Origin of the sequence: Mesorhizobium sangaii (assembly GCF_014207355.1) — a bacterium.
Taxonomy (GTDB): Bacteria; Pseudomonadota; Alphaproteobacteria; order Rhizobiales; family Rhizobiaceae; genus Mesorhizobium; species Mesorhizobium sangaii.
Window position 1 is genome coordinate 396,437 of the sequence record NZ_JACHEF010000002.1, and the last position, 21,703, is coordinate 418,139.

Below are 21,703 nucleotides of genomic sequence, written 5' to 3' on the forward strand. Positions count from 1 at the left end.
ATTTCCTCCCCTTCGATCTTGTTGACGGCAGCTCAGTACGTTTTGGCACCGTTGACCATCAGCCGCACCATGTAGAGTGAGGTGGTGCCGGCTATATAGAGGCAATTCCGCTTGTTGCCGCCGAACACGCAATTGGCGGTCACCTCCGGCACCTTGACCTTGCCGATCAGCGTCCCGTCCGGATCGTAGCAGTGGATGCCGTCGGCCGCACTGGTCCAGATGCGGCCGTCCTCATCGAGCCTGAAGCCGTCGAACAGGCCGGCCGTGCAGTCGGCGAAGACCTTTTCGCCCGACACCTTCTTGCCGCCCTTGCCGACATTGAACACCCGTATATGGGCAGGATCCTGCGCGCCATGCGTGCGGCCGGTGTCGGCGACATAGAGCTTGCTCTCGTCAACCGAGAAGGCAAGGCCGTTGGGCCTGACCATGTCCGTGATGACGGCCTCGACTTCGCCGGTGCCGGGGTCGACCCGGTAGACGTAGCAGGCGCCGATCTCGCTTTCGGCCTTGTCGCCCTCATAGTCGGTGTCGATGCCGTAGCTCGGATCGGTGAACCAGATCGAGCCATCCGACTTGACCACCGCATCGTTGGGCGAGTTCAGCCGCTTGCCGCGCCATTTGGTGGCAATGGTGGTGACCGAGCCGTCGAACTCGGTGCGGCTGACGCGGCGGCCCGAATGCTCGCAGGACACCAGCCGGCCCTGCCGGTCGACGGTGTTGCCGTTGGAATTCCCGGAGGGCTGACGGAAGACGCTGACATTGCCGTCGGTCTCGTCGTAGCGCAGCATGCGGTTGTTGGGGATGTCGGACCAGACGACGTAGCGACCGGCGGCGAACCAGGCCGGCCCTTCCGCCCATTGGCATCCAGTGAACAGCTTTTCCACTTGCGCGTTGGAATTGAACAGCCGCGCGAAACGCGGATCAAGAATTTCGTAATAATCTGCGGCGGCCATGCTTTTTCTCCCGGCATTCAGGTCGGGCGCATGATCCCTAAAAACCGATTCAGATTTCGGAAAGGATCATGCGCAAAATGAAAGTGCTACAGCGTACTTTGTACATCCGGAAGGACGCGGCGCTGCAGGCGCGATCAAGCCAGCCGGAAATCGATCTGGCAAGATCGATGATGAGGCTTCACCGTATCTTGACGTCTCAAGGCAGGCAGGAAGCGATGCAACCTCATCAGAACTGTCGGTAAGAGCCGGTTAACCGGCTATGCGCTGCGTGCAATGGTGCATTGCAACATCTTCTTTTTGCAATGCATCACTACTATGTCATGCTTCGTATCGATCAAGGGAGGAACAACCGGCCGCCAGAAACGCGGCACAGAAGGAACCTTGCTATGATCTTCAACGATCTCATGACCCGCGCTCGCACCAGCATTGCCAAGCGCAAGCACTACAACCGCCTCGTCGCCGAAATCGACAGCTTTTCCAGCCGCGATCTGGCCGACATGCGCGCCGACCGTTCGGAAATGCTTTACCAGGTCCACAAGCAGATCTACGGCTGATCTCAGGTCCATTGCTCGGCGCCGCCCAGGCGCGTTGAGATTCAGGTCAGGCCGAGCCGAGATTGGTGGGTTCCGAGAACCGGAGCGGAGCGTACTTTTGGGTACGTGAGCCCCGGAGCACAGGAAGCCGCCGTTTTGCAGGCAGGCATCACCTGAATATCAATGCGCCGCCAGTGCCTTGTCGATCTGCGGCAACAACACCATCCGCGCCGCCTCGGCCGTCAGCGGGCCGACATACTTGTAGGCGATCTTGCCATCCTTGCCGATGACGAAGGTTTCTGGCACGCCATAGACGCCCCAGTCGATCGCGGTGCGGCCGGCTTCGTCGACCCCTATCGCCTGGAACGGATTGCCGAGATCGCCGAGGAACCGGCGGGCGTTTTCCGGTTGGTCCTTGTAGTTCAGCGCCGCCATCACGAAACGCTTGTCCTGCGCCAATGCCAGCAGCACCGGATGCTCTTCGCGGCACGGCGCGCACCATGACGCAAAGACGTTGACCAGCGTGACCTTGCCGGCGAAGGATTTCGAATCGAGCCCGGGCAGGTTGATGCCCTCCAGTGCCTCCAGGTTGGTCTGCGGCGCCGGCAGGCCGATCAAGGCCGACGGCACTTCCGAAACATCGCGCCCCGACAACAGCTGCGCCAGGAACAGTCCGGCCAGGCCGAGGAAGACCAGCAGCGGCAAAATCACGAACAGGCGGCGACTGCGGGTCGGCGTTTCCGTCTCTGTGCTCATGGCTTGGCACCCTTGTCGGAACGCCGCCGCACGCCTGACGCTTCCAGTTCGGCGAGCTCGCGCTTGCGCGCCCGCTGGTCGAGCAGGATCCAGCCGACCAGCCCGGCCAGCACCACGGCGGTGATCGTATAGGCGGCGGTCACGTAGAGGGCGTGCGCGCTCATGCGGCAGGCCCCGCCAAGGTGCCGCTTTCCAAACCGGTCGTGTCGCCCAATTCGAACATGCCTTCCCTTAGCCCCGCACCATCGGCTTCGCAATCGGGCGCCGCGCCGCAGCCTTTGATGTCACCTCAATCCGTTCCATGACGAAGCGCCAGCGCTGCCGAGACCGGGCCCAGCACCGCAAGAAACAAGGTCAGCGCGGCAAGAATGAGGAAGGGCTGCAGAAACGGATCAGGATTGGCCGTCGCGCCATAGCTCGCCGAAACGCCGAAGATCAGCACCGGGATGGTCAGCGGCAGCACCAGCACCGAGATCAGCAGCCCGCCACGCGGCAGCGCCACTGCCACCGCCGCACCGGCCGCACCGATGAAGGTGATCGCCGGCGTGCCGACCAGCAGCGTCAGCGCCGTGGCGCCGATGCTGAGCGGCTCCATGTTCATGAACAGGCCGAGCAAGGGCGCGGCGACCACCAGCGGCAGCACGCTGCCCGCCCAATGTGCCAGGCATTTGGTCAGCACCGTCAAGGCCAGCATGTGGCGATCGTTGCCGAGCACCAGCAGATCGAGCGAGCCATCCTCGCGATCGGCCTGGAACAGCCGGTCGAGGCCAAGCAGGCAAGAGAGCAGCGCACCGATCCACAGGATCGCCGGCCCGATGCGGGCAAGCAGCTTGAGATCTGGCCCGACGCCAAATGGGATGGTGGCGATGACGGCGAGGAAGAAGATGACGCCAGTCAGCGCCCCGCCGCCGGCACGGATGTTCAGGCGGATGTCGCGCAGGAACAGGGCTAGCATCTTACCCTCCCCCTTGTGGGGAGGGTCGGCGCGCAGCGCCGGGGTGGGGGAGCGGCAGGCGTCATTCGAGACCCCCACCCCGCTCCGCTTCGCGGATCGACCCTCCCCACAAGGGGGAGGGTGAGGCTCCCATCCTCAATTCCTTCGCCCCATCCAACCCCAGCGGCAAATGCGTCGCCGCAACGATGATCCCACCCTCCGCACAATGCTTCCCCATCAGCTGCGCAAATCCCCCCTCCGAGGCCTTGTCCAGTCCCGCCGTCGGCTCGTCGAGCAGCCATAGCGGCCGGCGACTGACCAGAAGCTTGGCGATCGCCGCGCGCCGCCGTTGCCCGGTCGAGAGATAACCGAAGGGCAGGTGGCCGATGCCGCCCAACCCGACGGTTTCCAGCGCCTCTTCGACGTCGGCGTGTCCATCGCCATTGAAGTCGCGCCAGAAGCGCAGATTTTCCGCCACGCTGAGCACCGGCTTCATTGCGTTCTGGTGACCAAGGTAATGACAGGCCGACGCGATAGACGGAAATGCCTCGCCCCCGTCTTCAATCTTCGCAACGCCTTCGATCCGCACGCTGCCTTCGGCCACCGGCAGCAGCCCGGCGATGACCCGCAGCAAGGTCGATTTGCCGGAACCATTGGGCCCGGTGACGAGCAGCGCCTGCCCGTCCTCCAGGACAAAGCCGATGCTGGAAAACACCGTGTCGCCGCCGCGTTCGCCGCCCAGATTTTCGGCGATCAGCCGCATCCCTCGCCTGCCCTGAAAACTAAGTGTCGCGGCAGCTGCCGCATCGCACAAATTTGCTTTGCAACTGTCTAGAACTATTCCAGAAAATTCTCTATATGCGGTGCATCCGTGCCAGCGGTCGGCGCGGGAACAGAATTAGCGCCGAACCAGCGCACGCGCCGCCTTGAACGGCTCGGGTTGCTTGGGAACGGACAGCGGAAATGGCCGTACCCGCACCTTTGCGCGTGATTGCATGCCATCGGCGTCCGTTCCCTTTCAGGCTGAACAGACAAGGATCGCACGTGTCAAAATCTCTCGACAGTTTCAATTGCCGCCGCACGCTGACCGCAAGCGGTACCGAGTATGTCTATTTCGATCTCATCGAGGCCGAGAAGAACGGCCTCACGGGCATTGCCCAGCTGCCCTATTCGATGAAGGTGCTGCTGGAGAACCTGCTGCGCAACGAGGACGGGCGCTCCGTCACCAAGGAATCAATCCAGGCGGTCGCCGGCTGGCTGACCGACAAGGGCACCGCCGGCGTCGAGATCGCCTACCGCCCGGCTCGCGTCTTGATGCAGGATTTCACCGGCGTTCCGGCCGTAGTCGACCTTGCCGCCATGCGCGACGCGATGGCCTCGCTCGGCGGCGATCCGCAGAAGATCAACCCGCTGGTTCCCGTCGACCTCGTCATCGACCATTCCGTCATCGTCGATGAATTCGGCACGCCGCTGGCCTTCGCCCGCAATGTCGAGCTCGAATACGAGCGCAACGAGGAGCGCTACAAGTTCCTGAAATGGGGCCAGCAGGCATTCCGCAACTTCCGCGTCGTGCCGCCTGGCACCGGTATCTGCCATCAGGTCAACCTCGAATATCTCGGCCAGGTGGTGTGGACGAATACCGAGGACGGCGAAACCACCGCCTATCCCGATACCTGCGTCGGCACCGATTCGCACACCACGATGATCAACGGCCTTGGCGTGCTCGGCTGGGGCGTCGGCGGAATCGAGGCCGAGGCGGCCATGCTCGGCCAGCCTGTCTCCATGCTGTTGCCCGAGGTCATCGGCTTCCGCCTCACCGGCAGACTGAAGGAAGGCGTCACCGCCACCGACCTCGTGCTCACCGTCACCCAGATGCTGCGCAAGAAGGGCGTCGTCGGTAAGTTCGTCGAGTTCTTCGGCCCGGGCCTGTCCAACATGACGCTGGCCGACCGCGCCACCATCGGCAACATGGCGCCCGAATACGGCGCCACCTGCGGCTTCTTCCCGGTCGACAGCGAAACCATCCGCTATCTCACAATGTCCGGCCGCAGCGAGGATCGCATCGCATTGGTCGAGGCCTATTCAAAGGCGCAAGGCCTGTGGCGCGACACTGGTTCGGCCGACCCGGTGTTCACCGACCTGCTCGAGTTGGAACTTGGTTCCGTCGTGCCGTCGATGGCCGGCCCCAAGCGGCCCGAAGGCCGCGTCGCGCTGGAAGGCATTCCGGAAGGCTTCGCCAAGGCGATGGAGACCGAATACAAGAAGGCCGCCGAGATCCACAAGCGCTACGCCGTCGAAGGCACCGACCACGATCTCGGCCATGGCGACGTCGTCATCGCCGCCATCACCTCCTGCACCAACACCTCGAACCCGAGCGTGCTGATCGGCGCCGGCTTGCTGGCCCGCAACGCCAACCGCCTCGGTTTGAAGCAGAAGCCGTGGGTCAAGACCTCGCTGGCGCCCGGCAGCCAGGTGGTCGCTGAATATCTGGAAAAGTCAGGCCTGCAGAAGGAGCTCGACCAGATCGGCTTCAACCTGGTCGGCTTCGGCTGCACCACCTGCATCGGCAATTCCGGCCCGCTGCCGGCGCCGATCTCGAAGACCATCAATGAAAAAGGCCTGATTGCTGCCGCGGTCCTGTCCGGCAACCGCAACTTCGAAGGCCGCGTCTCGCCCGACGTGCAGGCGAACTATCTCGCCTCGCCGCCGCTGGTCGTCGCGCACGCGCTGGCCGGCACCGTCACCAAGGACCTCACCACCGAGCCGCTCGGCGAGGACAAGAACGGCAATCCGGTCTACCTCAAGGATATCTGGCCGAGCTCGGCCGAGATCCAGGAGTTCATCGAGAAGAACGTCACCCGCGAGCTGTTCGCCCGCAAATATGCCGACGTCTTCAAGGGCGACGAATACTGGCAGAACGTCGAGGCGCCGGAAGGCCAGACCTACACCTGGGACGACAACTCGACCTATGTGCAGAACCCGCCTTATTTCGCCGGCATGACCGCTGGTTTCGGCAAGATCGGCGACATCAAGGCCGCTCGCGTGCTCGGCCTGTTCGGCGACAAGATCACCACCGACCACATCTCGCCGGCCGGTTCGATCAAGGCGGCCTCGCCGGCCGGCAAATATCTCACCGACCATGGCGTCGGCGTCGCCGACTTCAACCAGTACGGCACGCGTCGCGGCAACCATGAGGTGATGATGCGCGGCACCTTCGCCAATATCCGCATCCGCAACCACATGTTGGGCGAGAATGGCCGCGAAGGCGGCTACACCATCCACTACCCGTCGAAGGAAGAGGAATCGATCTACGACGCGGCCATGGGATACAAGAAGGAAGGCGTGCCGCTGGTGATCTTCGCCGGTGTCGAATACGGCAACGGCTCTTCGCGCGACTGGGCGGCCAAGGGCACCAATCTGCTCGGCGTGCGCGCCGTCATCGCCCAGTCCTTCGAGCGCATCCATCGCTCGAACCTGGTCGGCATGGGTGTCATCCCCTTCGTCTTCGAGGACGGCACGTCCTGGGCGTCGCTCAACCTGAAAGGCGACGAGCTGGTCGAGATCGACGGGCTGAGCACCATCAAGCCGCGCCAGACGATGACCGCCAAAATCACCTATGGCGACGGCACGGTGGAGAACGTGCCGATCATCTGCCGCATCGATACGCTGGACGAGCTCGACTACTTCAAGAACGGCGGCATCCTGCAATACGTGCTGCGCGATCTGGCAGCTTAGGGGAGTGAGGGAGTAGGGCAGTAAGGGAGTAGGGAAGGGGAAGACCTATTCCCCTATTCCCCTATTCCCCTATTCCCCTATTCCCCTATTCCCCTATTCCCCTATTCCCCTATTCCTGTAATTTTCGGCGCTCCGAAGCGCGCCGCTGCGGCCAGCAGCACGCCGAGCATCAGTCCGTTGAGGATGTGCCAGAGGAAATGCGTGCCGAGCGGGAAGCCGGCGCAGACCAGCGGGTCGACCATCCGGCAGATGACGGACACGACGAAGATCGCCGATCCCGCCAGATTGTACCAGCCGGCGCGATTGCCGCTGGCCGCCACCAATATGCCGAAGAAGGCGAGCGCCAGGAACGGCGGCAGGTAGCCCGTCGTGCCGTTCGAGGCCTGGCGCAGCCAGTCCGGCACCGCCAGCGTCAGCAGCCCGGCAACCAAGTAGAAGGCGACGAAGATGGCGATCGCCTTGCCCCATTGCATGCCGAAGAAGCGGCGCAGGTTGAACAGCGTATAAGCCAGCGTAAAGCCGGCGATCGGCAGCACGTCGGCCCAGACCGTGCCCCTTGTGGCGAAGGTATGGAAGATCGTCGAGCCGATGCCGATTGCCACCACCCACCAGGCCAGCACCTCGGCGAAGGTGCCGGTGCGCAGCCTTCGCACCTCGCGCACACCCCAGAGGCCGGCCGCGATGAAGGCAAGGTTTGTCAGGGCATTGACCGGCTCGGACCAGAGTTCCGGCCCGGTTCGCTCGCAATAGAGATCGATCGGCACCGAAAAGAGTTTGCCACATCGTGATTGCCGCCCGAATCGGTTTCTACCCTGAACTGCGAGCCCTTCTCCTATTGCGCCGCTGCGGTCGGTTGCAACGGCAAAAATTTCACCGCAACGTGACTTCCCGTTGACTTCCGGTTCTGCCACATATTCCAGCAACGACAATAAAGCCGGCGCCACCGGCGGGAATCGGAATGACCATGGCCTCGCGAAAAACATTGTGGCTGGCGGCCCTTGCGCTGGCCTTCTCAGCGGCTGCCGGCACCGGCCAATCCGCCGAGCCCGCCAAGACGCAGGCCGACAAACCTCAGATAGATAGGCCGTTGGGCGTGGTCGAGCTGTTCACCAGCCAGGGCTGCAATTCCTGTCCGCCGGCCGATGCGTTGTTCGCCGAGCTTGCCGCCAAGGAAGACATCGTCGCCCTCGCCTACCATGTCGACTATTGGGATTATCTCGGCTGGCAGGACACGCTGAGCCGCAAGGAGAACACCGAGCGGCAAAATGACTACATGCGCGCCTTCGGCAGCCGCTCCGTCTACACGCCGCAGGCCGTCATCAACGGCCGCGTCCATGTCAACGGCGCCAGCCGCGTCGATGTCGATGGCGCGCTGGCCCGCATGGCCAAGAGCGGCCAGGGCATGCGGGTCGCCGTCAAGGTCAGCCGGACCAGCGACCGCGTTATGATCGACGCCGGCGATGCCGGAAACGGTCCCAGCGATGCCCATGTCGTCATCGTCTATTTCGACCCGCCGCAGACGGTCAAGATCGGCCAGGGTGAGAACACCGGCCGCAAGCTGACCTACTGGAACGCGGTCTCGGGCATCCAGACCGCCGGCATGTGGCACGGCAAGGCGCAGCGCTACGAATTGCCGATGAGCGAGATCTCCAAGAAGGGCGGCTGCGCCGTGCTGCTGCAGTCAGTCGGCAGGGATGGCCTGCCCGGCCCCATTCTGGGCGCCGCCTTCATTCACAAGCCTTGAACGGAACGTCGCGCCGCCCCTCATCCGCCTGCCGGCACCTTCTCCCCGTATAGTGACGGGGAGAAGAGGGCTGCCCGCAACCTCGGTGCCATTCCACGCCGGCAATTTGGCGAAATCATCGGTGATGGGTGTCTTTCTCCCCTTCGCCATACGGGAGAAATGCCCGGCAGGGCAATGAGGGGCGGCGCCGACGAAACCAGACGATAGCAATGAAATAGTTGAGCCGGCCAAACTCAAGGTCATTTCAACGCGACACGTTCTAGAACGGTCCCGCGCTCCGCCCCAAAAACAAAAAACCGACGTCAGCTTGCTTCTGACGTCGGTCATTTAGGTTTTGGGATCGTCGCACCCGATCCTTCCGAAGAAAGACCGAGGTTGGTTCGATCCGACGCAGACCCGTGGGCGGGGGGCTTGGGGTTTACGAGCCGGTGCCGGACCGAACCGTCTCAGGCAACGCGGGTAAACTCGTCGGACATTGGGGCATGAGCGCGGATAAAAAATGGCGAGAATGTGGCGAAGCATCACCAATTCCAACAAGGCGTTTCATAAAAGTGACTGGACGTTGCAGAAACAGCGCGCCTCCGCCCTGCTTCGCCGGGTCTTGCAATTCAGCTGCGAACGCGCCAACTTTGGTTGGCAAAGATTCATTTTGAAGGATCGAGGCATGACTGACGACAGCGGCGGGACGGGGGATGTTGACGCATCCGCAATATTGATCCCGCTGCACGAGGCGCGACCTGAGCGCCTCGATCAGCCGGTCCGGTTCGACCGGCGTGAACTGGACCAGATCCTGAGGCTCTACGGTCGCATGGTCGCCGCCAACGAATGGCGAGACTACGCCATCGATCATCTCACCGACAGGGCGGTGTTTTCCGTGTTCCGCCGCACCAGCGAAGTGCCGCTGTTCCAGATCGTCAAGGACCCGAAACTGGCACGCAAGCAGGGCGCTTTTGCCGTCATTGCCGCCGGCGGCCGCATCCTTAAGCGCGGCCAGGAGCTCGGCCGCGTGCTTGGCATCTTCGACAGCAAGCTGAAGCTCGTCGAGGCCTAACCGCTTATTTTTGCTGGCGGAATTTTCGTTCCGGCAGCGAATCGGGATCGGGTGGAGCGAGCGCCCCGCCATTCAGCGGGAGCTGCATGAACACCGTATCCAGCCAGCGCCCGTGCTTGTAGCCGGAGCCTTCGAGGCGTCCCGAATGGCGAAAGCCGAGCTTTTCGTGCAGCCGCACCGAGGCGCTGTCCGGCCGCCCGTCGCCGATCACCGCGATGACCTGACGGAAGCCCGCCGCCCGACAGGACTCGATCAGGCTTTGCATGAGCAACAGCCCGACCCCCTGGCCCTTGGCCTCGGGCGCCACATAGACCGAATCCTCGACGATGAAGCGGTAGGCCGGGCGCGGCCTGAAAGCGCCGGCATAGGCATAGCCGAGCACGGCGCCGTCCTTTTCTGCCACCAGATAGGGAAAGCCGCCAGCCATCAAAGTGTCGAATCGCTCGCCCATCTCGGCGCGGCTGGGTGGCTCCAGCTCATAACTCGCGGTGCCTTGGGTGACCGCGTCGGCATAGATTTCCGTGATCCGGTCGATGTCGGCAGCCGTTGCGGGCCGAAGAATGATACTGCTCATTATTTATGCACGCCGTTATTCTGCCGCAATAACAGCAAAGCCCGCCACAAAAGAAAAGGGCGGCCGTTGGGCCGCCCTCTGGAACTCAATGGTCCAAGCGTCGCTGCTAACTAGCGGCGGTCGCCCATGAACTGCAGCAGGAACATGAACAGGTTGATGAAGTCGAGGTAGAGCGTCAGCGCGCCCATGATCGCCTTGCGGCCGGCGACATCCGAAGCGTCGCCCTCGAAATACATCTCCTTGATCTTCTGCGTGTCATAGGCGGTCAGGCCCGAGAAGATCAGCACGCCAAGCGCCGAGACGGCGAAGGAAAGCGCCGACGAGTGCAGGAAGATGTTGATCACCGACGCGATGATGATGCCGAACACGCCCATGATCAGGAACGAGCCGAAGGCGGTCAGGTCGCGCTTGGTGGTGTAGCCGTAGAGCGACAGCGCGCCGAAGGCCGCGGCGGTGGCGAAGAAGGTCTGCGAAATACTGGCCGTGGTGTAGACCAGGAAGATCGACGACAGCGACAGGCCGACAAGGCCGGCATAGACCCAGAACGTCGTCTGTGCCGCCGCAACGCTCATCGACTGGACGCGGAACGACAGGAACAGTACGGCGGCCAGCGGCGCAAAAATCACCACCCAGCGCAGCGGCGAGCCGAAGATCGCGTAGCCGAAGGAGGTCAGCATCTGGCCGCTCGGCAGCGTTGCGACAGCCGAGGCCGGATCGGTGGTGGTGGCCAGCATGATCGTGCCGACCGCGGCAAGACCGGTGATGAGGAGGCCAAGCCCCATCAGATTGTAGACCTTGATCATGTAGGCGCGCAGGCCCTGATCGATGCCTGCATCAACGCCGGCGCCGGGCACGGCGCGCGTCTGATAGTTGCGAATGGGTTCAGCCATGGGAGTCCTCTATTGCTTCTGCCCCGTCGGGTGTCAGGTCCACCGGACCCAGGCGCCGCTGGCGGGGCTCCAGCATGCCTATGGCGAAATATGATGGTTATTCGCGTCAAGAACAAGACCGTAACCAGGTGTAATGCTTCGTGAGGCACCCACGATGCGGTTTTCCGGCCTTTGGCGGCGCAACATTACTCCGATTTAACCAAATCTCGATCCCCCGCCGGCGGAATTCAGAGCAATTCCAAAGCCTGCAGCGGTTTGCGCCAGACTTGCGACCGGAGAATAATCAGAGGTTGCGCAGCACCGGCGCGGCCTTGTGGCCGAGCACCCGCCAGGTGCCGGCGAGACCGATGCCGACCGTGATGACGAGCGAAAACACAATGGTCGCCACCGCGACCTCGGGCATGAAATGCGATGGCAATGTCATGATGCGCGCGACGACGAACCAGGCCGCCGCAGCACCTGCCGCCAGGGCGAAGATTGCGGTGGCGAGCCCGATCAGCATGTATTCGAGCGAGAAGGCGGCAATCAGCGTCGTGCGTGTCGCGCCCAGCGTCTTCAGCACCACCGCGTCATGGATGCGCGCCCGGTTGCCGGCGGCAAGTGCGCCGGCCAGCACCAGCACCGAAGCGATCAGCGCCACGCCGGCGGCGGCCCGGATTGCCGTGCCGAGCTGCCCGACCAGCCGGTTGACGACGTCGAGCGCATCCTTGACCCGGACCGTGGTCACCGCCGGGAAGGCGCGGGTGACCGCATTGAGGATGCGCGCGTCGTCGGCCGTCGAGGCCGTCTTTTCGGTCAGCGTCGCCATCCAGCCATGCGGCGCCCCTGCGAATGTGTTGGGCGAGAACACCATGACGAAGTTGATGCCCATGGTCTCCCATTCGACCTGGCGGAAATTGGCGATCTTCGCCGACACGTTGCGGCCGAGCACATTGACGGTGATGGTATCCCCAAGCTTCAGCCCGATCTCCTTGCCTTCCACGGCCGAGAACGAGACCAGCGGCTCGCCGGCATAATTGTCCGGCCACCAGCTGCCCTCAGTCAGCGTCGCGGTGTCGGGCTGCCTGGCATCATAGGTCAGGCCACGATCGCCTTTCAGCACCCAGGCGCCTTCCGCCGGCACCGTGACCTTGTCGACATCGACGCCGTTGAGCGCCATCACCCGGCCGCGCAGCATCGGCACCTTGGCCAGCGTCCCCTGCGGTGCCTGCTTGCCGATCAGCGCGGAGAACGCATCGACATCGCTGCTCTGGATATCGACAAAGAAGAAGTTCGGCGCCCGCTCCGGCAGGCTGCCCGAGATCTGTTGCCGCAGGTTGCCGTCGATCAGCGCCAGCGTCACCAGCAGTGTCAGGCCAAGCCCCAGCGACAGCACCACCGATGGCGTCAAGGCGCCGGGCCGGTGGATGTTGCCGACGGCGAGCCGCAGCGCCACGAAGCGCACGTGCGGGCTCTTCCAGGCCGCCCACTGCACCAGTGCGCCGACCAGGCGCAGCACCAGGAAAGCGAAGATGGTGGCGCCGACGAAGATCGAGGCGATGCGGCGATCGCCGGAAAACAGGATAGCCAGCGCCGCCAGCAGCAGCGCGATGCCGACGGCGGCCGCGACATAGGCAGGGCGGGGAAAGCCGCGGCCTTCGAGGCCCATCTCGCGAAACAGCGCGGTCGCCGGCACATCGCGGGCGCGGCCGAGCGGCAGCAGCGCGAAGGCCAGCGTCACCAAAAGGCCGAACAGCGCCGCCATGCCGAGTGCACCGGGATAGAAGCCGCCTTCCGCCGGCACCGGAATGACCTGATGGAGGGCGGCACCGGCGGCGAACGGCATCAGCGCCCCGAGCACGAGGCCAAGCACGATGCCCAGGGCGGCGATGATCAGGATCTGCACCAGATAGACGGCAAAGACGAAGCCGCCAGAAGCGCCCAGGCTCTTGAAGGTGGCGATGACGCCGCGCTTGCCGTCGAGATAGGCGCGGACCGCATTGGCGACGCCGACACCACCGACCACCAGCGCTGTCAGCCCGACCAGCGTCAGGAATTGCGAGAAGCGCTCGATGTTGGACGACAGCGCCGGGGCAGCATTGCTGCGCGTGCGGATCGACCAGCCGGCCTGCGGAAAATCCTTGGCCGCCTGATCCTGGATGGCTTTCAGCCGCGCCTCATCGGCATCGGCGGGCAGCCGGATCCTGTAGGCGTTTTCGACCAGGCTGCCCGGCTGGATCAGCCCGGTGGCCGCCAGCCCGTCGGTCGAGATCATCAGTCGCGGCGCAAAGCCGAAACCGTCGGACACCGCATCCGGCTCGGTGACCAGCCTGGCGCGCAGTTCGAAGGTGGCAGTGCCGAGCTTCAGCCGGTCGCCGATCTGCAGATGCAACCGTTCGAACAGCAGATCGGGTGCTGCGGCGCCGAAAACGCCGAACTCTTCGCCGAACAGTTCCTGCTTCGACAGCGCCGGCTCGGTTTCCAGCGCGCCATAGAGCGGATAGGCGTGGTCGACCGCCTTGGCCTCGACCAGCGCCTGGTCGGTTCCGTCGGCGAGACGCGCCATCGAGCGCATGCTGGCGGTGCGCGAAACGACCCCCAGCCCGTCAAGGAAGCCACGCTCGGCCTGGCTGGCGTCGCGTTGGTTGATCTGGAAGCGGAGATCGCCGCCAAGCAGCGTCTGGCCCTGATTGGCGACACCGGCGGTGATCGAACGCGCCACCGAGTTGACGCCGCCGATGGCCGCGACGCCGAGCGCGATGCAGGCAAGGAAGATCATGAAGCCGGACAGGCCGCCGCGCATTTCACGCAGCGAAAAGCGGACCGCAAGCTTCAGCGTCCGCGACAGCGGCATCAGGCCGTCACCTTGACGGGTGCCGGCGCCTCGATCCGGCCCGATCGCATCGAAACCTGGCGCGAGCAGCGAGCAGCCAATGTCGGATCATGGGTGACCAGCACCAGCGTCATGCCGCGCTCGGCCGCTTTGGCAAACAAAAGGTCGGCGACCTGACGCCCCGTCACCTGGTCGAGATTGCCGGTCGGCTCGTCGGCAATGAGAATGCGCGGCGACGGCGCCAGCGCCCGGGCGATCGCCACGCGCTGCTGCTCGCCGCCCGACAATTCGCCGGGATAATGGGTGACGCGATCGCTCAGGCCCACGGCCGCCAGTTCGCGCGCCGCGACCGAAAACGGATCGGCATGGCCGGCGAGCTCCAGCGGCACCGCGACATTTTCGAGCGCCGTCATGTTGGGAATGAGATGGAAGGACTGGAAGACGATGCCAATGTTTCGGCCGCGAAACGAGGCAATCTGGTCCTCGGTTTTGCCATTGAGCAGCACGCCGGCGATTCGGACCGTACCCGAATCGACCCTTTCAAGGCCTGCCAGCACCATAAGCAATGTCGACTTGCCCGAGCCCGAAGGACCGACGATGCCGGTCGCCTCGCCGGCCGCCACATCGAGGCTGACGCCCTTGAGCACGTGCACGGAGGACGCCCCTTCGCCAAGTGTCAGCGATACGTCTTTCAGCGCGATGACGGCTTCTGTCAAAATGAAAGCGTCCTATATCAAGGGATGAGGGCTCTGCTTGCAGGATGCCGTCGCAAGAATTCCTCGGGTATATGGGGCCTGCCGCATGTCTTTCAAACGCCTGATTGCCGCAGGCTCCATCGTTTTCCTCGCCTTTTGCGGCGCCAATTCGTCGGCGCGTGCCGAGCCGTTCAAGATCGTCGGCTTCGGTGACAGCCTGATGGCGGGCTTTGGCCTTGGGCCGGATCAGGGCTTTACCGAAAAACTACAGGCCGCCCTTCGCGCCCAGGGTCGCGACGTGACGGTCGCCAATGCCGGCGTCTCCGGCGACACGACGAGCGGCGGCCTGGCGCGGCTCGACTGGTCGGTGCCCGACGGCACGCAGCTGGTCATCCTCGAACTCGGCGCCAACGACATGCTGCGCGGCGTCTCGCCCGACATCGCCAGAAGGAACCTAGATGAGATGATGGGCAAGCTGAAGGAGCGCAGGATTGCCGTACTGCTGGCCGGCATGCGCGCCGCGCCCAATCTCGGCGCCGACTACCAGAACGCCTTCGACGCCATCTTTCCCGACCTTGCCAGGAAATACGACGTTGCGCTCTACCCGTTCTTTCTCGACGGCGTCGCCGGTCAGCCCGGCATGCAGCTCGAGGACGGCTTGCATCCGAGCCCTCAAGGTGTCGACCAGATGGTCGAACGCATCTTGCCGACGGTCGAAAAGGCGATCGCAGCGGCGCCGGGAGGTTCGTGAGATCGGACTAATTGCTTCCGTTGGGGAAACTTTTAACAAAGCCTGTGACCAACAAACCTCTTGCTCCGTTTGATTTTCGATGATTCGCTAGGGCTAATATTCGATTCGAGGAAGGGAGGCTCTTCATGCCGCGTCTTTTCACCGCCCTCGAAATACCGCGTGACGCCGCCCTTTCGCTGTCCCTGCTGCGGGGTGGCCTGCCCGGGGCCCGTTGGATCGACGTCGAGAATTACCATCTGACGCTGCGCTTCATCGGCGATGTACCGGGTCACGTCGCCGACGAGATCGCCAACGCGCTCGACCGCGTCCACCGCCCCTCCTTCCCGCTGACCCTGTCCGGCGTCGGCGCTTTCGGCCAGAAGAAGCCGCACGCGGTGTGGGCGGGCGCCTCCGCCTCGCCCGATCTTGCCGCTCTTCAGGGCGAGATCGACCGCATCTGCCAGCGGCTCGGCATTCCCGCCGATCCACGCAAGTTCATGCCGCATGTGACGCTGGCGCGCTTGCGCAATTCGACCCCGCTCGACGTCGCCCAGTATCTCTCGGCACGCGGCAATTTCTCGACATTGCCGTTCCGCATCGGCCGTTTCGTGCTGATGTCGTCGCGCGATTCGGTCGGCGGCGGCCCCTACATCGTTGAGGAAGCCTGGCCGTTGTCGGGCAAGGACACCCGTGCCTCGAGCCTTGTCGCCAGCGCCTCCGACGCCTCGCGGATCATGCGGTAGACCGAGGCGAAGGCTTCCGCCCCGTCATAATAGGGGTCCGGCACGTCGCGCGCCTTGCCCTTGGCGAACTCCAGGAACAGGTGCACCCGGTCGTGCATGGCAGCCGGCGCCAGCGCTTTCAGGTCGCGAACATTCGACCGGTCCATGCCGAGGATCAGGTCGAAGCGGTGAAAATCCTCCGGCGTGACCTTGCGCGCCCTCTGTCGGGAAATGTCGATGCCGTGACGCACCGCAACCGCGATCGAGCGTGGATCGGGAGGTGAGCCGACCTCCCAGCCGCTGGTTGCGGCTGAATCGAGCAGCATATCCCCGCCCCATCCGCGCTCTGCCAGCACGGCGCGAACAACGCCCTCGGCCAGTGGCGACCGGCAGATGTTGCCGAGACAGACGAAAAGAATGGAATTTATGGGCTTCGCGCTCATCGATCCAACGCTATGGTGACGACTTCAGTCGAAATAGCATGGGAAGCTGACATGACGAGAGAGAAACTGGGCAAGGAAGCAGTCGCCGCAGCGTTGACCGGGCTCGACGGGTGGGCGCTGGCCGCCGATGGCGCCTCGATCAAGCGCACGTTCACCTTCGCGAATTTCTCCGAAGCCTTCGCCTTTATGACCCGCGTGGCACTGGCCGCCGAGAAGATGGACCATCATCCCGACTGGTCGAATGTCTACAAGACCGTCGACGTGACGCTGAACACCCACGATGCCGGTGGCGTGACCGCGCTCGATATCGATCTGGCGAAGAAGATGAACCGCTTTTTCGGAAGCTGAACGCGCAGCGGTTGCCAAATCGGCGCCGGCATCTTGCAGCTTGGGTCGGGTTTCACCACATTTTCGCTCTCGGGGAATGCGCTGGAATGCGCATGGACGCTCGCGAGGAGAAACTGATGGCGCAACAATCCGGTTTTGATTTCTTCGGCTTCGGCGGCAAGCTGGGCGACGAGAACGAAGTGCGCGAGAAATTCTGGCGCACGGCGAAGAAGGCCGCGCGGCAGATCCCCTTCATGGAAGAGGTCGTGGCCGCCTATTTCTGCGCCATGGACAAGAACACGCCGCTGCGCGCCAAGGGCATTCTGCTGGCCGCGCTCGGCTATTTCGTGCTGCCAGTGGACGTCATCCCCGACTTCGTCCTCGGGCTTGGCTTCACCGACGACATCGCCGTGCTCACCGCCGCCATCACCGCCGTCAGCGCCCACATCACGCCGGCGCACCGGCAGGCCGCCAAGGACGCCATCGCCGACAAGGGCTGAGCAGGCCGGCGCCCGCGCAAATGCCTTTGGAGCCTGCGTTTGGCGGCAAATCAAAAAGTCAAACTCTTGCCGCTTTCGTGGCCTCCAAGTCGCGAAAGGGACGTCGCGCCACCCGCTCGCAAGGCGGCGGCGCGGGAATGGCGGCGGTTTCCTCGGGTGCGGGTCCTTTTCTCAAAGGAAATTCACCGTTTGGTAACCCAGATTAAATCAAAATGAAGCGACGGGCAGGACGCCAAGCCGGCCTGCCGCCGCACCTTTGGAATACGGGAAAAACGATGCGCGGATTGATTGCTACAGTTACGAGCCTGGTCCTGGTGGCCGTGGCAGCGCCGGCACTGGCGCAGTCGGCGACCAAGATCGGCCAGCACAATGCGTGGGGCACCTACAGCTACCAGGCATCGGGGGGCAAGGTCTGCTATGTCTTGACCGTGCCGACCGACAAGCAGCCGCCGACGCTCGACCATGGCGACATGTTCTTCTTCGTCAGCCAGCGGCCCGGCCAGCAAGTGTCCTACGAGCCGCAATTCATCGCCGGCTACAACTTCCAGGAAGGCTCCAAGGCCACCGTCACCATCGACAAGAAGTCGTTCTCGATGTTCACGCGCGGCAAGTCGGCCTGGGTCGAGAACGCCGCCGAGGAGCCGGTGCTGATCGCCGCCATGAAGACCGGCACCGACATGAAGGTGACGGCGAAGTCCGGCCGCGGCAATCCCACCTCCTATGTCTTCTCGCTGAAGGGCATTTCGGCGGCGCTGTCCTCGATCGCCAAGTGCAAGTAGGCAAAAAGGGCAAATAGGCAAAGCTTCGTTTTGCCAAAGCGTCGTTTTGCATGACAGGCCGGACCGCAAAGTCCGGCCTTTTCGCTTTTTCAGGCCGGCGTGTATACCGGCGGCTTAGTCTCACATGGCCATTTTTTCACATTCGGCCTGAGCCTTCTTGGTCGACGTATCGATCATGAAGGCTTTGCCCTTGGCGTCGGTCATCATCATCATGCAGTGTTTGATTGGCTTGGCCATCTTCATCATCTCGGCGCCCATCTTTGCATCCGGCATCATGGTGCCCATATGCCCGTCCGGCATGATCGCCATCACTTCTCCACCCTTCATCATGGTCATTGTGCCCATCGCGTCTTCGGCAAGTGCCTGCGAGGCGGAAAGGCCGACGAGACCGGCAATGACGGCAAGCTTGATAGAGTTCATTCTGCATACTCCCATTTTGTAGAGGCATGGTTGCCCCCTTCAGACTTCGAAGGCGCAATGGGAATCGTTACGCATACACGACCATGTGATCGGTTCTTTTTGCAGCGGGAAGAAGGGGCAAGGCCGCCGGATGATCGCAACGGGCTGTCAGCCGGCGTGCATCGGGTTGCATTCTCCCCGCATGACTCCGCCCCCAACCTGTGCTATGCGCCGCGCTTCATGTCCGGCACGATAAGTGAAATCGGCCGCAAACCGCTTATATCAGTGCAACCATGACCCTTTCATTCGATCTCACCGCCGATGGCGCCCGTGACGCATTGCGCGCCCGCGCCGCACAACCGGAAAAGCAGTCGCTGATCGGCCTGACGCGGGCCGAGCTCGGCGAGGCCCTGGTGGCATCCGGCGCCGTGCCGGAGCGCCAGGCGAAGATGCGCGCCCAGCAGCTCTGGCACTGGATGTATGTGCGCGGCGTTTCCGACTTTGCCGGCATGTTCAACATCTCCAAGGATTTGCGCGCCGAACTCGACAAGCATTTTACCGTTGCCAGGCCGGAGATCGTCGAGGAGCAGATTTCTTCCGACGGCACCCGCAAATGGCTGTTCCGCTTTCCGCCGCGCGGCGCTGGACGGCCGGTCGAGATCGAGACCGTCTACATTCCCGAGGAAGGCCGCGGCACGCTCTGCATCTCCTCGCAGGTCGGCTGCACGCTGACCTGCTCGTTCTGCCACACCGGCACCCAGAAGCTGGTGCGCAATCTGACGGCGGAGGAAATCCTCGCCCAGTTGCTCACCGCCCGCGACCGGCTCGGCGATTTCCCCGACCGCGACACGCCCGACGGCGCCATCGTGCCGGCCGAGGGCCGCAAAGTGTCCAACATCGTCATGATGGGCATGGGCGAACCACTCTATAATTTCGAGGCGGTAAAGAAGGCACTCCTGATCGCCTCCGACGGCGACGGCCTGTCCCTGTCGAAGCGCCGCATCACGCTCTCGACCTCCGGCGTCGTGCCCGAAATCTTCCGCACCGGCGAGGAGATCGGCGTCATGCTGGCGATCTCGCTGCACGCCACCAATGACGACCTGCGCGACCTGCTGGTGCCGATCAACAAGAAGTATCCGCTGAAGGAGCTGATCGCCGCCTGCCGCGCCTATCCCGGCCTGTCCAACGCCAAGCGCATTACCTTCGAATATGTGATGCTGAAGGACGTCAACGATTCCATCGAGGACGCCAAGGGCCTGATCAAGCTGCTCAAGGGCATTCCGGCCAAGATCAATCTGATCCCGTTCAACCCGTGGCCGGGCACCAACTACCAGTGCTCGGACTGGGAGACGATCGAGAAGTTCGCCGACTACATCAACAATGCCGGCTATGCCTCGCCGATCCGCACGCCGCGCGGCCGTGACATTCTGGCCGCCTGCGGCCAGCTAAAGTCGGACTCCGAGCGCATGCGCAAGGTCGACCGGCTGGCGCTGGAAGCAATGATGATTGCGGGGCACGGCGAGGCGTGAGCCGCCGCTTCGCCTGGCTGAGGCGCTTCGCCACGATAGCCGTCGGCTATTTTGCCGGTGTGTTGACGTCGATCCTGGTGCCGGTGCTGCTGATCGCTCTTCTGGAAGGGATCGAAGACGGCAACTGGTCGATCATTTTCGCATTCGATTGGCTGGGCTCCTTCCCGCTTGCAGTGTTGACGGTGATGGTCGGCGCGCTGTTGATCGTCGGCCCCGCAATCTTTGTCGCCGAACGTTTGGCGCTTCGAGGATGGTTCTATTTTGCGGCCACGGGTGCGGTTACCTCGACCGCGTTTGGTGTTTCCATCCCGCGCTCGGCCGGAAGCTTTGTTTTCAATCCGGGCTATCTCGGTTTTCTGGCCACGGCCGGCATTGCTGCCGGTACGGTCTACTGGCTTCTGGCCGGACGCAAGTCCGGTCATCTCACACGCCGGGATCTGGGATGAGCCGCCTCATTGGTTACCTCGTCCGGTTCGCCGTCATCCTGTTCGGCTACGCGGTGGCGGCGCTGGCGGCGAGCGCCTTCCTCAACATCCTGTTCCTGGCCTCGCTTGGCTACATGCCGGAGCAAGCGCACCCGACGGCAACCGCCTCGCTGTATTTCTCAATTCCCTTTGTCGCCCTGTTCGTCGCCTATTTCGCCTTCATGCCGGCGGCGATCGTCATCCTGCTCGCCGAGATCCTCGGCCGGCGCGACTGGCTGTTCTATGCCCTGGCGGGCGCGGTGGTCGCGGCCGTTTTCCTCGGCCTGGTCGACAATGCCCGTGACTCGGCCTTCGCGGTCCGGGAGACCAGCGCCATCCTGGCGGTGATCGGCGGCGGCATGGTCGGCGGCATCTTCTACTGGCTCAGCGCCGGTCGCTGGGCCGGTAGCTGGTGGCAAGACGGACCATGATCCCGAAAAGACCTATTTCGCCTGGGCACTCAGGATCTTGAGCGCAAAAGCCGAAAATACGCCGGCAAAGAGATAGTCGACCACCCGCGTCACGCGCGGGCTGGCCTTCATCGCCGCCGAGAACTTCTCCGCCGCCAGCACCATCGGCGCGGTCACCGGGATCGACAGCACGATGAACATCGAGCCGAGGAAAAACAGTTTTCCCGGCGCGTTCGGGTCATGCGCGGAGACGAACTGCGGCAGGAAGGTCATGAAGAACAGGATGATCTTGGGGTTGAGCAGATTGACGCCGAGCCCCGCGGCCCAGCTGCGCAACAGCGAAATCCGAGGCCCCGGCTTCTTCTCAGGCGAAAACGCCGAGCCCCTGGTGATCGCCTGCCAGGCGAGGAAGACGAGATAGCCGGCGCCAAAGATCTTCAGCACGAAGAAGGCCATCGGCGAGGCGACGATCAGCGCCGAGACACCGACCACAACCAGCGTGGTGTGGATCAGCGTGCCGCACAGCGCGCCGGCCATCGAGGCAAAGCCGGTGGCGCGGCCCTGGCTCAGCGTGCGCGAGACGAACAAGGTCATGTCCGGTCCGGGCGTGATCGCCAGGATCACGGTGGCGATGGCGAACTGGATCAGCGTGGCGGTGTCTGGAATGAACGACATGGACGGCCCTTTGGCTCGGGAACACGCAAGCCTATAATGGATACGAAC

The 21,703-nt window shown here is 63.4% G+C and carries 25 protein-coding genes; 12 read left to right on the forward strand and 13 right to left on the reverse strand.

The annotated features are described in order from the left end of the window. Positions 1-32: 32 nt before the first annotated feature. Positions 33-953 carry an SMP-30/gluconolactonase/LRE family protein gene (locus HNQ71_RS11070; protein WP_184872618.1) on the reverse strand — a complete coding sequence of 307 codons (921 nt, stop codon included), beginning with the start codon at positions 951-953 and terminating at the stop codon, positions 33-35. Between the two features lie 386 nt (positions 954-1,339). Between HNQ71_RS11070 and HNQ71_RS11075 the strand changes: the two genes are divergently transcribed. After that, positions 1,340-1,507, forward strand: a complete 168-nt coding sequence (locus HNQ71_RS11075) for a hypothetical protein (protein WP_095083997.1) — start codon at positions 1,340-1,342, stop codon at positions 1,505-1,507. A gap of 159 nt (positions 1,508-1,666) precedes the next feature. Here the strand turns inward: HNQ71_RS11075 and HNQ71_RS11080 are convergent, their stop codons facing one another. From HNQ71_RS11080 to ccmA, 4 genes are all read right to left on the reverse strand, one after another. Continuing rightward, complete coding sequence (locus tag HNQ71_RS11080) at positions 1,667-2,242, reverse strand: DsbE family thiol:disulfide interchange protein (RefSeq protein ID WP_184872619.1); 576 nt, start codon at positions 2,240-2,242, stop codon at positions 1,667-1,669. Further along, positions 2,239-2,406, reverse strand: a complete 168-nt coding sequence (gene ccmD / locus HNQ71_RS11085; protein WP_095083995.1) for a heme exporter protein CcmD — start codon at positions 2,404-2,406, stop codon at positions 2,239-2,241. Before ccmD ends, HNQ71_RS11080 begins: the two co-directional genes overlap by 4 nt. A gap of 125 nt (positions 2,407-2,531) precedes the next feature. After that, positions 2,532-3,197, reverse strand: coding sequence for a heme exporter protein CcmB (ccmB, locus tag HNQ71_RS11090; protein ID WP_184872620.1), 666 nt, complete (start codon positions 3,195-3,197; stop codon positions 2,532-2,534). A gap of 61 nt (positions 3,198-3,258) precedes the next feature. Beyond that, positions 3,259-3,939 carry a heme ABC exporter ATP-binding protein CcmA gene (gene ccmA / locus HNQ71_RS11095; RefSeq protein ID WP_184872621.1) on the reverse strand — a complete coding sequence of 227 codons (681 nt, stop codon included), beginning with the start codon at positions 3,937-3,939 and terminating at the stop codon, positions 3,259-3,261. Positions 3,940-4,220: 281 nt separating this feature from the next. On the opposite strand from ccmA, the gene acnA reads away from it, so the two are divergent. Further along, entirely contained in the window at positions 4,221-6,911 is a 2,691-nt protein-coding gene (gene acnA, locus HNQ71_RS11100) for an aconitate hydratase AcnA (RefSeq protein ID WP_184872622.1), read from the forward strand. Between the two features lie 101 nt (positions 6,912-7,012). On the opposite strand, the gene HNQ71_RS11105 is transcribed toward acnA, so the two are convergent. Further along, positions 7,013-7,675 (reverse strand): ceramidase domain-containing protein, encoded by a 663-nt coding sequence (locus tag HNQ71_RS11105; RefSeq protein ID WP_184872623.1) that lies wholly within the window; start codon positions 7,673-7,675, stop codon positions 7,013-7,015. 194 nt (positions 7,676-7,869) lie between these two features. Here HNQ71_RS11105 and HNQ71_RS11110 point away from each other — a divergent pair, with 194 nt between their 5' ends. Together HNQ71_RS11110 and HNQ71_RS11115 are read left to right on the forward strand one after the other, a co-directional pair. Beyond that, positions 7,870-8,655 (forward strand): DUF1223 domain-containing protein, encoded by a 786-nt coding sequence (locus HNQ71_RS11110; RefSeq protein WP_184872624.1) that lies wholly within the window; start codon positions 7,870-7,872, stop codon positions 8,653-8,655. A 664-nt stretch (positions 8,656-9,319) separates the two neighbouring features. Next, positions 9,320-9,706, forward strand: coding sequence for a DUF2794 domain-containing protein (locus tag HNQ71_RS11115; RefSeq protein WP_095084393.1), 387 nt, complete (start codon positions 9,320-9,322; stop codon positions 9,704-9,706). A 4-nt stretch (positions 9,707-9,710) separates the two neighbouring features. Here HNQ71_RS11115 and HNQ71_RS11120 read toward each other — a convergent pair whose 3' ends face one another. The 4 genes from HNQ71_RS11120 to HNQ71_RS11135 form a co-directional block, all read right to left on the reverse strand. Beyond that, complete coding sequence (locus tag HNQ71_RS11120) at positions 9,711-10,280, reverse strand: GNAT family N-acetyltransferase (protein WP_184872625.1); 570 nt, start codon at positions 10,278-10,280, stop codon at positions 9,711-9,713. A gap of 110 nt (positions 10,281-10,390) precedes the next feature. Continuing rightward, on the reverse strand, positions 10,391-11,170 hold the full coding sequence (locus tag HNQ71_RS11125) for a Bax inhibitor-1/YccA family protein (RefSeq protein WP_184872626.1): 780 nt from the start codon (positions 11,168-11,170) through the stop codon (positions 10,391-10,393). A 283-nt stretch (positions 11,171-11,453) separates the two neighbouring features. Continuing rightward, entirely contained in the window at positions 11,454-14,003 is a 2,550-nt protein-coding gene (locus HNQ71_RS11130; protein ID WP_184872627.1) for an ABC transporter permease, read from the reverse strand. Continuing rightward, the gene (locus tag HNQ71_RS11135; RefSeq protein WP_184872628.1) at positions 14,003-14,698 is read right to left on the reverse strand and encodes an ABC transporter ATP-binding protein; all 696 of its coding nucleotides are present in this window, start codon (positions 14,696-14,698) and stop codon (positions 14,003-14,005) included. Before HNQ71_RS11135 ends, HNQ71_RS11130 begins: the two co-directional genes overlap by 1 nt. Positions 14,699-14,783: 85 nt before the next feature. Here HNQ71_RS11135 and HNQ71_RS11140 point away from each other — a divergent pair, with 85 nt between their 5' ends. Both HNQ71_RS11140 and thpR read left to right on the forward strand, forming a co-directional pair. Then, entirely contained in the window at positions 14,784-15,428 is a 645-nt protein-coding gene (locus HNQ71_RS11140; RefSeq protein WP_184872629.1) for an arylesterase, read from the forward strand. 125 nt (positions 15,429-15,553) lie between these two features. Then, on the forward strand, positions 15,554-16,150 hold the full coding sequence (gene thpR, locus HNQ71_RS11145; protein WP_184872630.1) for an RNA 2',3'-cyclic phosphodiesterase: 597 nt from the start codon (positions 15,554-15,556) through the stop codon (positions 16,148-16,150). On the opposite strand, the gene HNQ71_RS11150 is transcribed toward thpR, so the two are convergent. Beyond that, positions 16,054-16,572: a low molecular weight protein-tyrosine-phosphatase gene (locus HNQ71_RS11150; RefSeq protein WP_184872631.1), complete on the reverse strand. Its 519-nt coding sequence runs from the start codon at positions 16,570-16,572 to the stop codon at positions 16,054-16,056. The two genes, thpR and HNQ71_RS11150, sit on opposite strands and share 97 nt — an antisense overlap. Positions 16,573-16,623: 51 nt before the next feature. Here HNQ71_RS11150 and HNQ71_RS11155 point away from each other — a divergent pair, with 51 nt between their 5' ends. The 3 genes from HNQ71_RS11155 (at position 16,624) to HNQ71_RS11165 (ending at position 18,178) form a co-directional block, all read left to right on the forward strand. Further along, positions 16,624-16,920, forward strand: a complete 297-nt coding sequence (locus HNQ71_RS11155) for a 4a-hydroxytetrahydrobiopterin dehydratase (protein ID WP_184872632.1) — start codon at positions 16,624-16,626, stop codon at positions 16,918-16,920. Between the two features lie 116 nt (positions 16,921-17,036). After that, on the forward strand, positions 17,037-17,399 hold the full coding sequence (locus HNQ71_RS11160; protein WP_184872633.1) for a YkvA family protein: 363 nt from the start codon (positions 17,037-17,039) through the stop codon (positions 17,397-17,399). A 275-nt stretch (positions 17,400-17,674) separates the two neighbouring features. Then, entirely contained in the window at positions 17,675-18,178 is a 504-nt protein-coding gene (locus HNQ71_RS11165) for an invasion associated locus B family protein (RefSeq protein ID WP_184872634.1), read from the forward strand. 120 nt (positions 18,179-18,298) lie between these two features. Here HNQ71_RS11165 and HNQ71_RS11170 read toward each other — a convergent pair whose 3' ends face one another. After that, positions 18,299-18,598, reverse strand: a complete 300-nt coding sequence (locus tag HNQ71_RS11170) for a hypothetical protein (protein WP_184872635.1) — start codon at positions 18,596-18,598, stop codon at positions 18,299-18,301. Positions 18,599-18,870: 272 nt separating this feature from the next. Here HNQ71_RS11170 and rlmN point away from each other — a divergent pair, with 272 nt between their 5' ends. The 3 genes from rlmN to HNQ71_RS11185 are packed head-to-tail and all read left to right on the forward strand — an operon-like array spanning position 18,871 to position 21,001. Beyond that, the gene (gene rlmN, locus HNQ71_RS11175) at positions 18,871-20,106 is read left to right on the forward strand and encodes a dual-specificity RNA methyltransferase RlmN (protein WP_184872636.1); all 1,236 of its coding nucleotides are present in this window, start codon (positions 18,871-18,873) and stop codon (positions 20,104-20,106) included. 59 nt (positions 20,107-20,165) lie between these two features. Further along, positions 20,166-20,552: a hypothetical protein gene (locus HNQ71_RS11180; RefSeq protein ID WP_343068137.1), complete on the forward strand. Its 387-nt coding sequence runs from the start codon at positions 20,166-20,168 to the stop codon at positions 20,550-20,552. Further along, complete coding sequence (locus HNQ71_RS11185; protein WP_184872638.1) at positions 20,549-21,001, forward strand: hypothetical protein; 453 nt, start codon at positions 20,549-20,551, stop codon at positions 20,999-21,001. Before HNQ71_RS11180 ends, HNQ71_RS11185 begins: the two co-directional genes overlap by 4 nt. Positions 21,002-21,013: 12 nt before the next feature. Here the strand turns inward: HNQ71_RS11185 and HNQ71_RS11190 are convergent, their stop codons facing one another. Next, positions 21,014-21,655, reverse strand: coding sequence for a LysE family translocator (locus HNQ71_RS11190; RefSeq protein ID WP_184872639.1), 642 nt, complete (start codon positions 21,653-21,655; stop codon positions 21,014-21,016). Positions 21,656-21,703 lie beyond the last annotated feature (48 nt).

Bases quoted from the DNA above. Each gene is read 5' to 3' on its own strand.
- HNQ71_RS11070 (WP_184872618.1), bottom strand. From the start codon at position 953: ATGGCCGCCGCAGATTATTACGAAATTCTTGATCCGCGTTTCGCGCGG.
- HNQ71_RS11075 (WP_095083997.1), top strand. From the start codon at position 1,340: ATGATCTTCAACGATCTCATGACCCGCGCTCGCACCAGCATTGCCAAG.
- HNQ71_RS11080 (WP_184872619.1), bottom strand. From the start codon at position 2,242: ATGAGCACAGAGACGGAAACGCCGACCCGCAGTCGCCGCCTGTTCGTG.
- ccmD (WP_095083995.1), bottom strand. From the start codon at position 2,406: ATGAGCGCGCACGCCCTCTACGTGACCGCCGCCTATACGATCACCGCC.
- ccmB (WP_184872620.1), bottom strand. From the start codon at position 3,197: ATGCTAGCCCTGTTCCTGCGCGACATCCGCCTGAACATCCGTGCCGGC.
- ccmA (WP_184872621.1), bottom strand. From the start codon at position 3,939: ATGCGGCTGATCGCCGAAAATCTGGGCGGCGAACGCGGCGGCGACACG.
- HNQ71_RS11110 (WP_184872624.1), top strand. From the start codon at position 7,870: ATGACCATGGCCTCGCGAAAAACATTGTGGCTGGCGGCCCTTGCGCTG.
- HNQ71_RS11115 (WP_095084393.1), top strand. From the start codon at position 9,320: ATGACTGACGACAGCGGCGGGACGGGGGATGTTGACGCATCCGCAATA.
- HNQ71_RS11120 (WP_184872625.1), bottom strand. From the start codon at position 10,280: ATGAGCAGTATCATTCTTCGGCCCGCAACGGCTGCCGACATCGACCGG.
- HNQ71_RS11125 (WP_184872626.1), bottom strand. From the start codon at position 11,170: ATGGCTGAACCCATTCGCAACTATCAGACGCGCGCCGTGCCCGGCGCC.
- HNQ71_RS11130 (WP_184872627.1), bottom strand. From the start codon at position 14,003: ATGCCGCTGTCGCGGACGCTGAAGCTTGCGGTCCGCTTTTCGCTGCGT.
- HNQ71_RS11140 (WP_184872629.1), top strand. From the start codon at position 14,784: ATGTCTTTCAAACGCCTGATTGCCGCAGGCTCCATCGTTTTCCTCGCC.
- thpR (WP_184872630.1), top strand. From the start codon at position 15,554: ATGCCGCGTCTTTTCACCGCCCTCGAAATACCGCGTGACGCCGCCCTT.
- HNQ71_RS11150 (WP_184872631.1), bottom strand. From the start codon at position 16,572: ATGAGCGCGAAGCCCATAAATTCCATTCTTTTCGTCTGTCTCGGCAAC.
- HNQ71_RS11155 (WP_184872632.1), top strand. From the start codon at position 16,624: ATGACGAGAGAGAAACTGGGCAAGGAAGCAGTCGCCGCAGCGTTGACC.
- HNQ71_RS11160 (WP_184872633.1), top strand. From the start codon at position 17,037: ATGGCGCAACAATCCGGTTTTGATTTCTTCGGCTTCGGCGGCAAGCTG.
- HNQ71_RS11165 (WP_184872634.1), top strand. From the start codon at position 17,675: ATGCGCGGATTGATTGCTACAGTTACGAGCCTGGTCCTGGTGGCCGTG.
- HNQ71_RS11170 (WP_184872635.1), bottom strand. From the start codon at position 18,598: ATGAACTCTATCAAGCTTGCCGTCATTGCCGGTCTCGTCGGCCTTTCC.
- rlmN (WP_184872636.1), top strand. From the start codon at position 18,871: ATGACCCTTTCATTCGATCTCACCGCCGATGGCGCCCGTGACGCATTG.
- HNQ71_RS11185 (WP_184872638.1), top strand. From the start codon at position 20,549: ATGAGCCGCCTCATTGGTTACCTCGTCCGGTTCGCCGTCATCCTGTTC.
- HNQ71_RS11190 (WP_184872639.1), bottom strand. From the start codon at position 21,655: ATGTCGTTCATTCCAGACACCGCCACGCTGATCCAGTTCGCCATCGCC.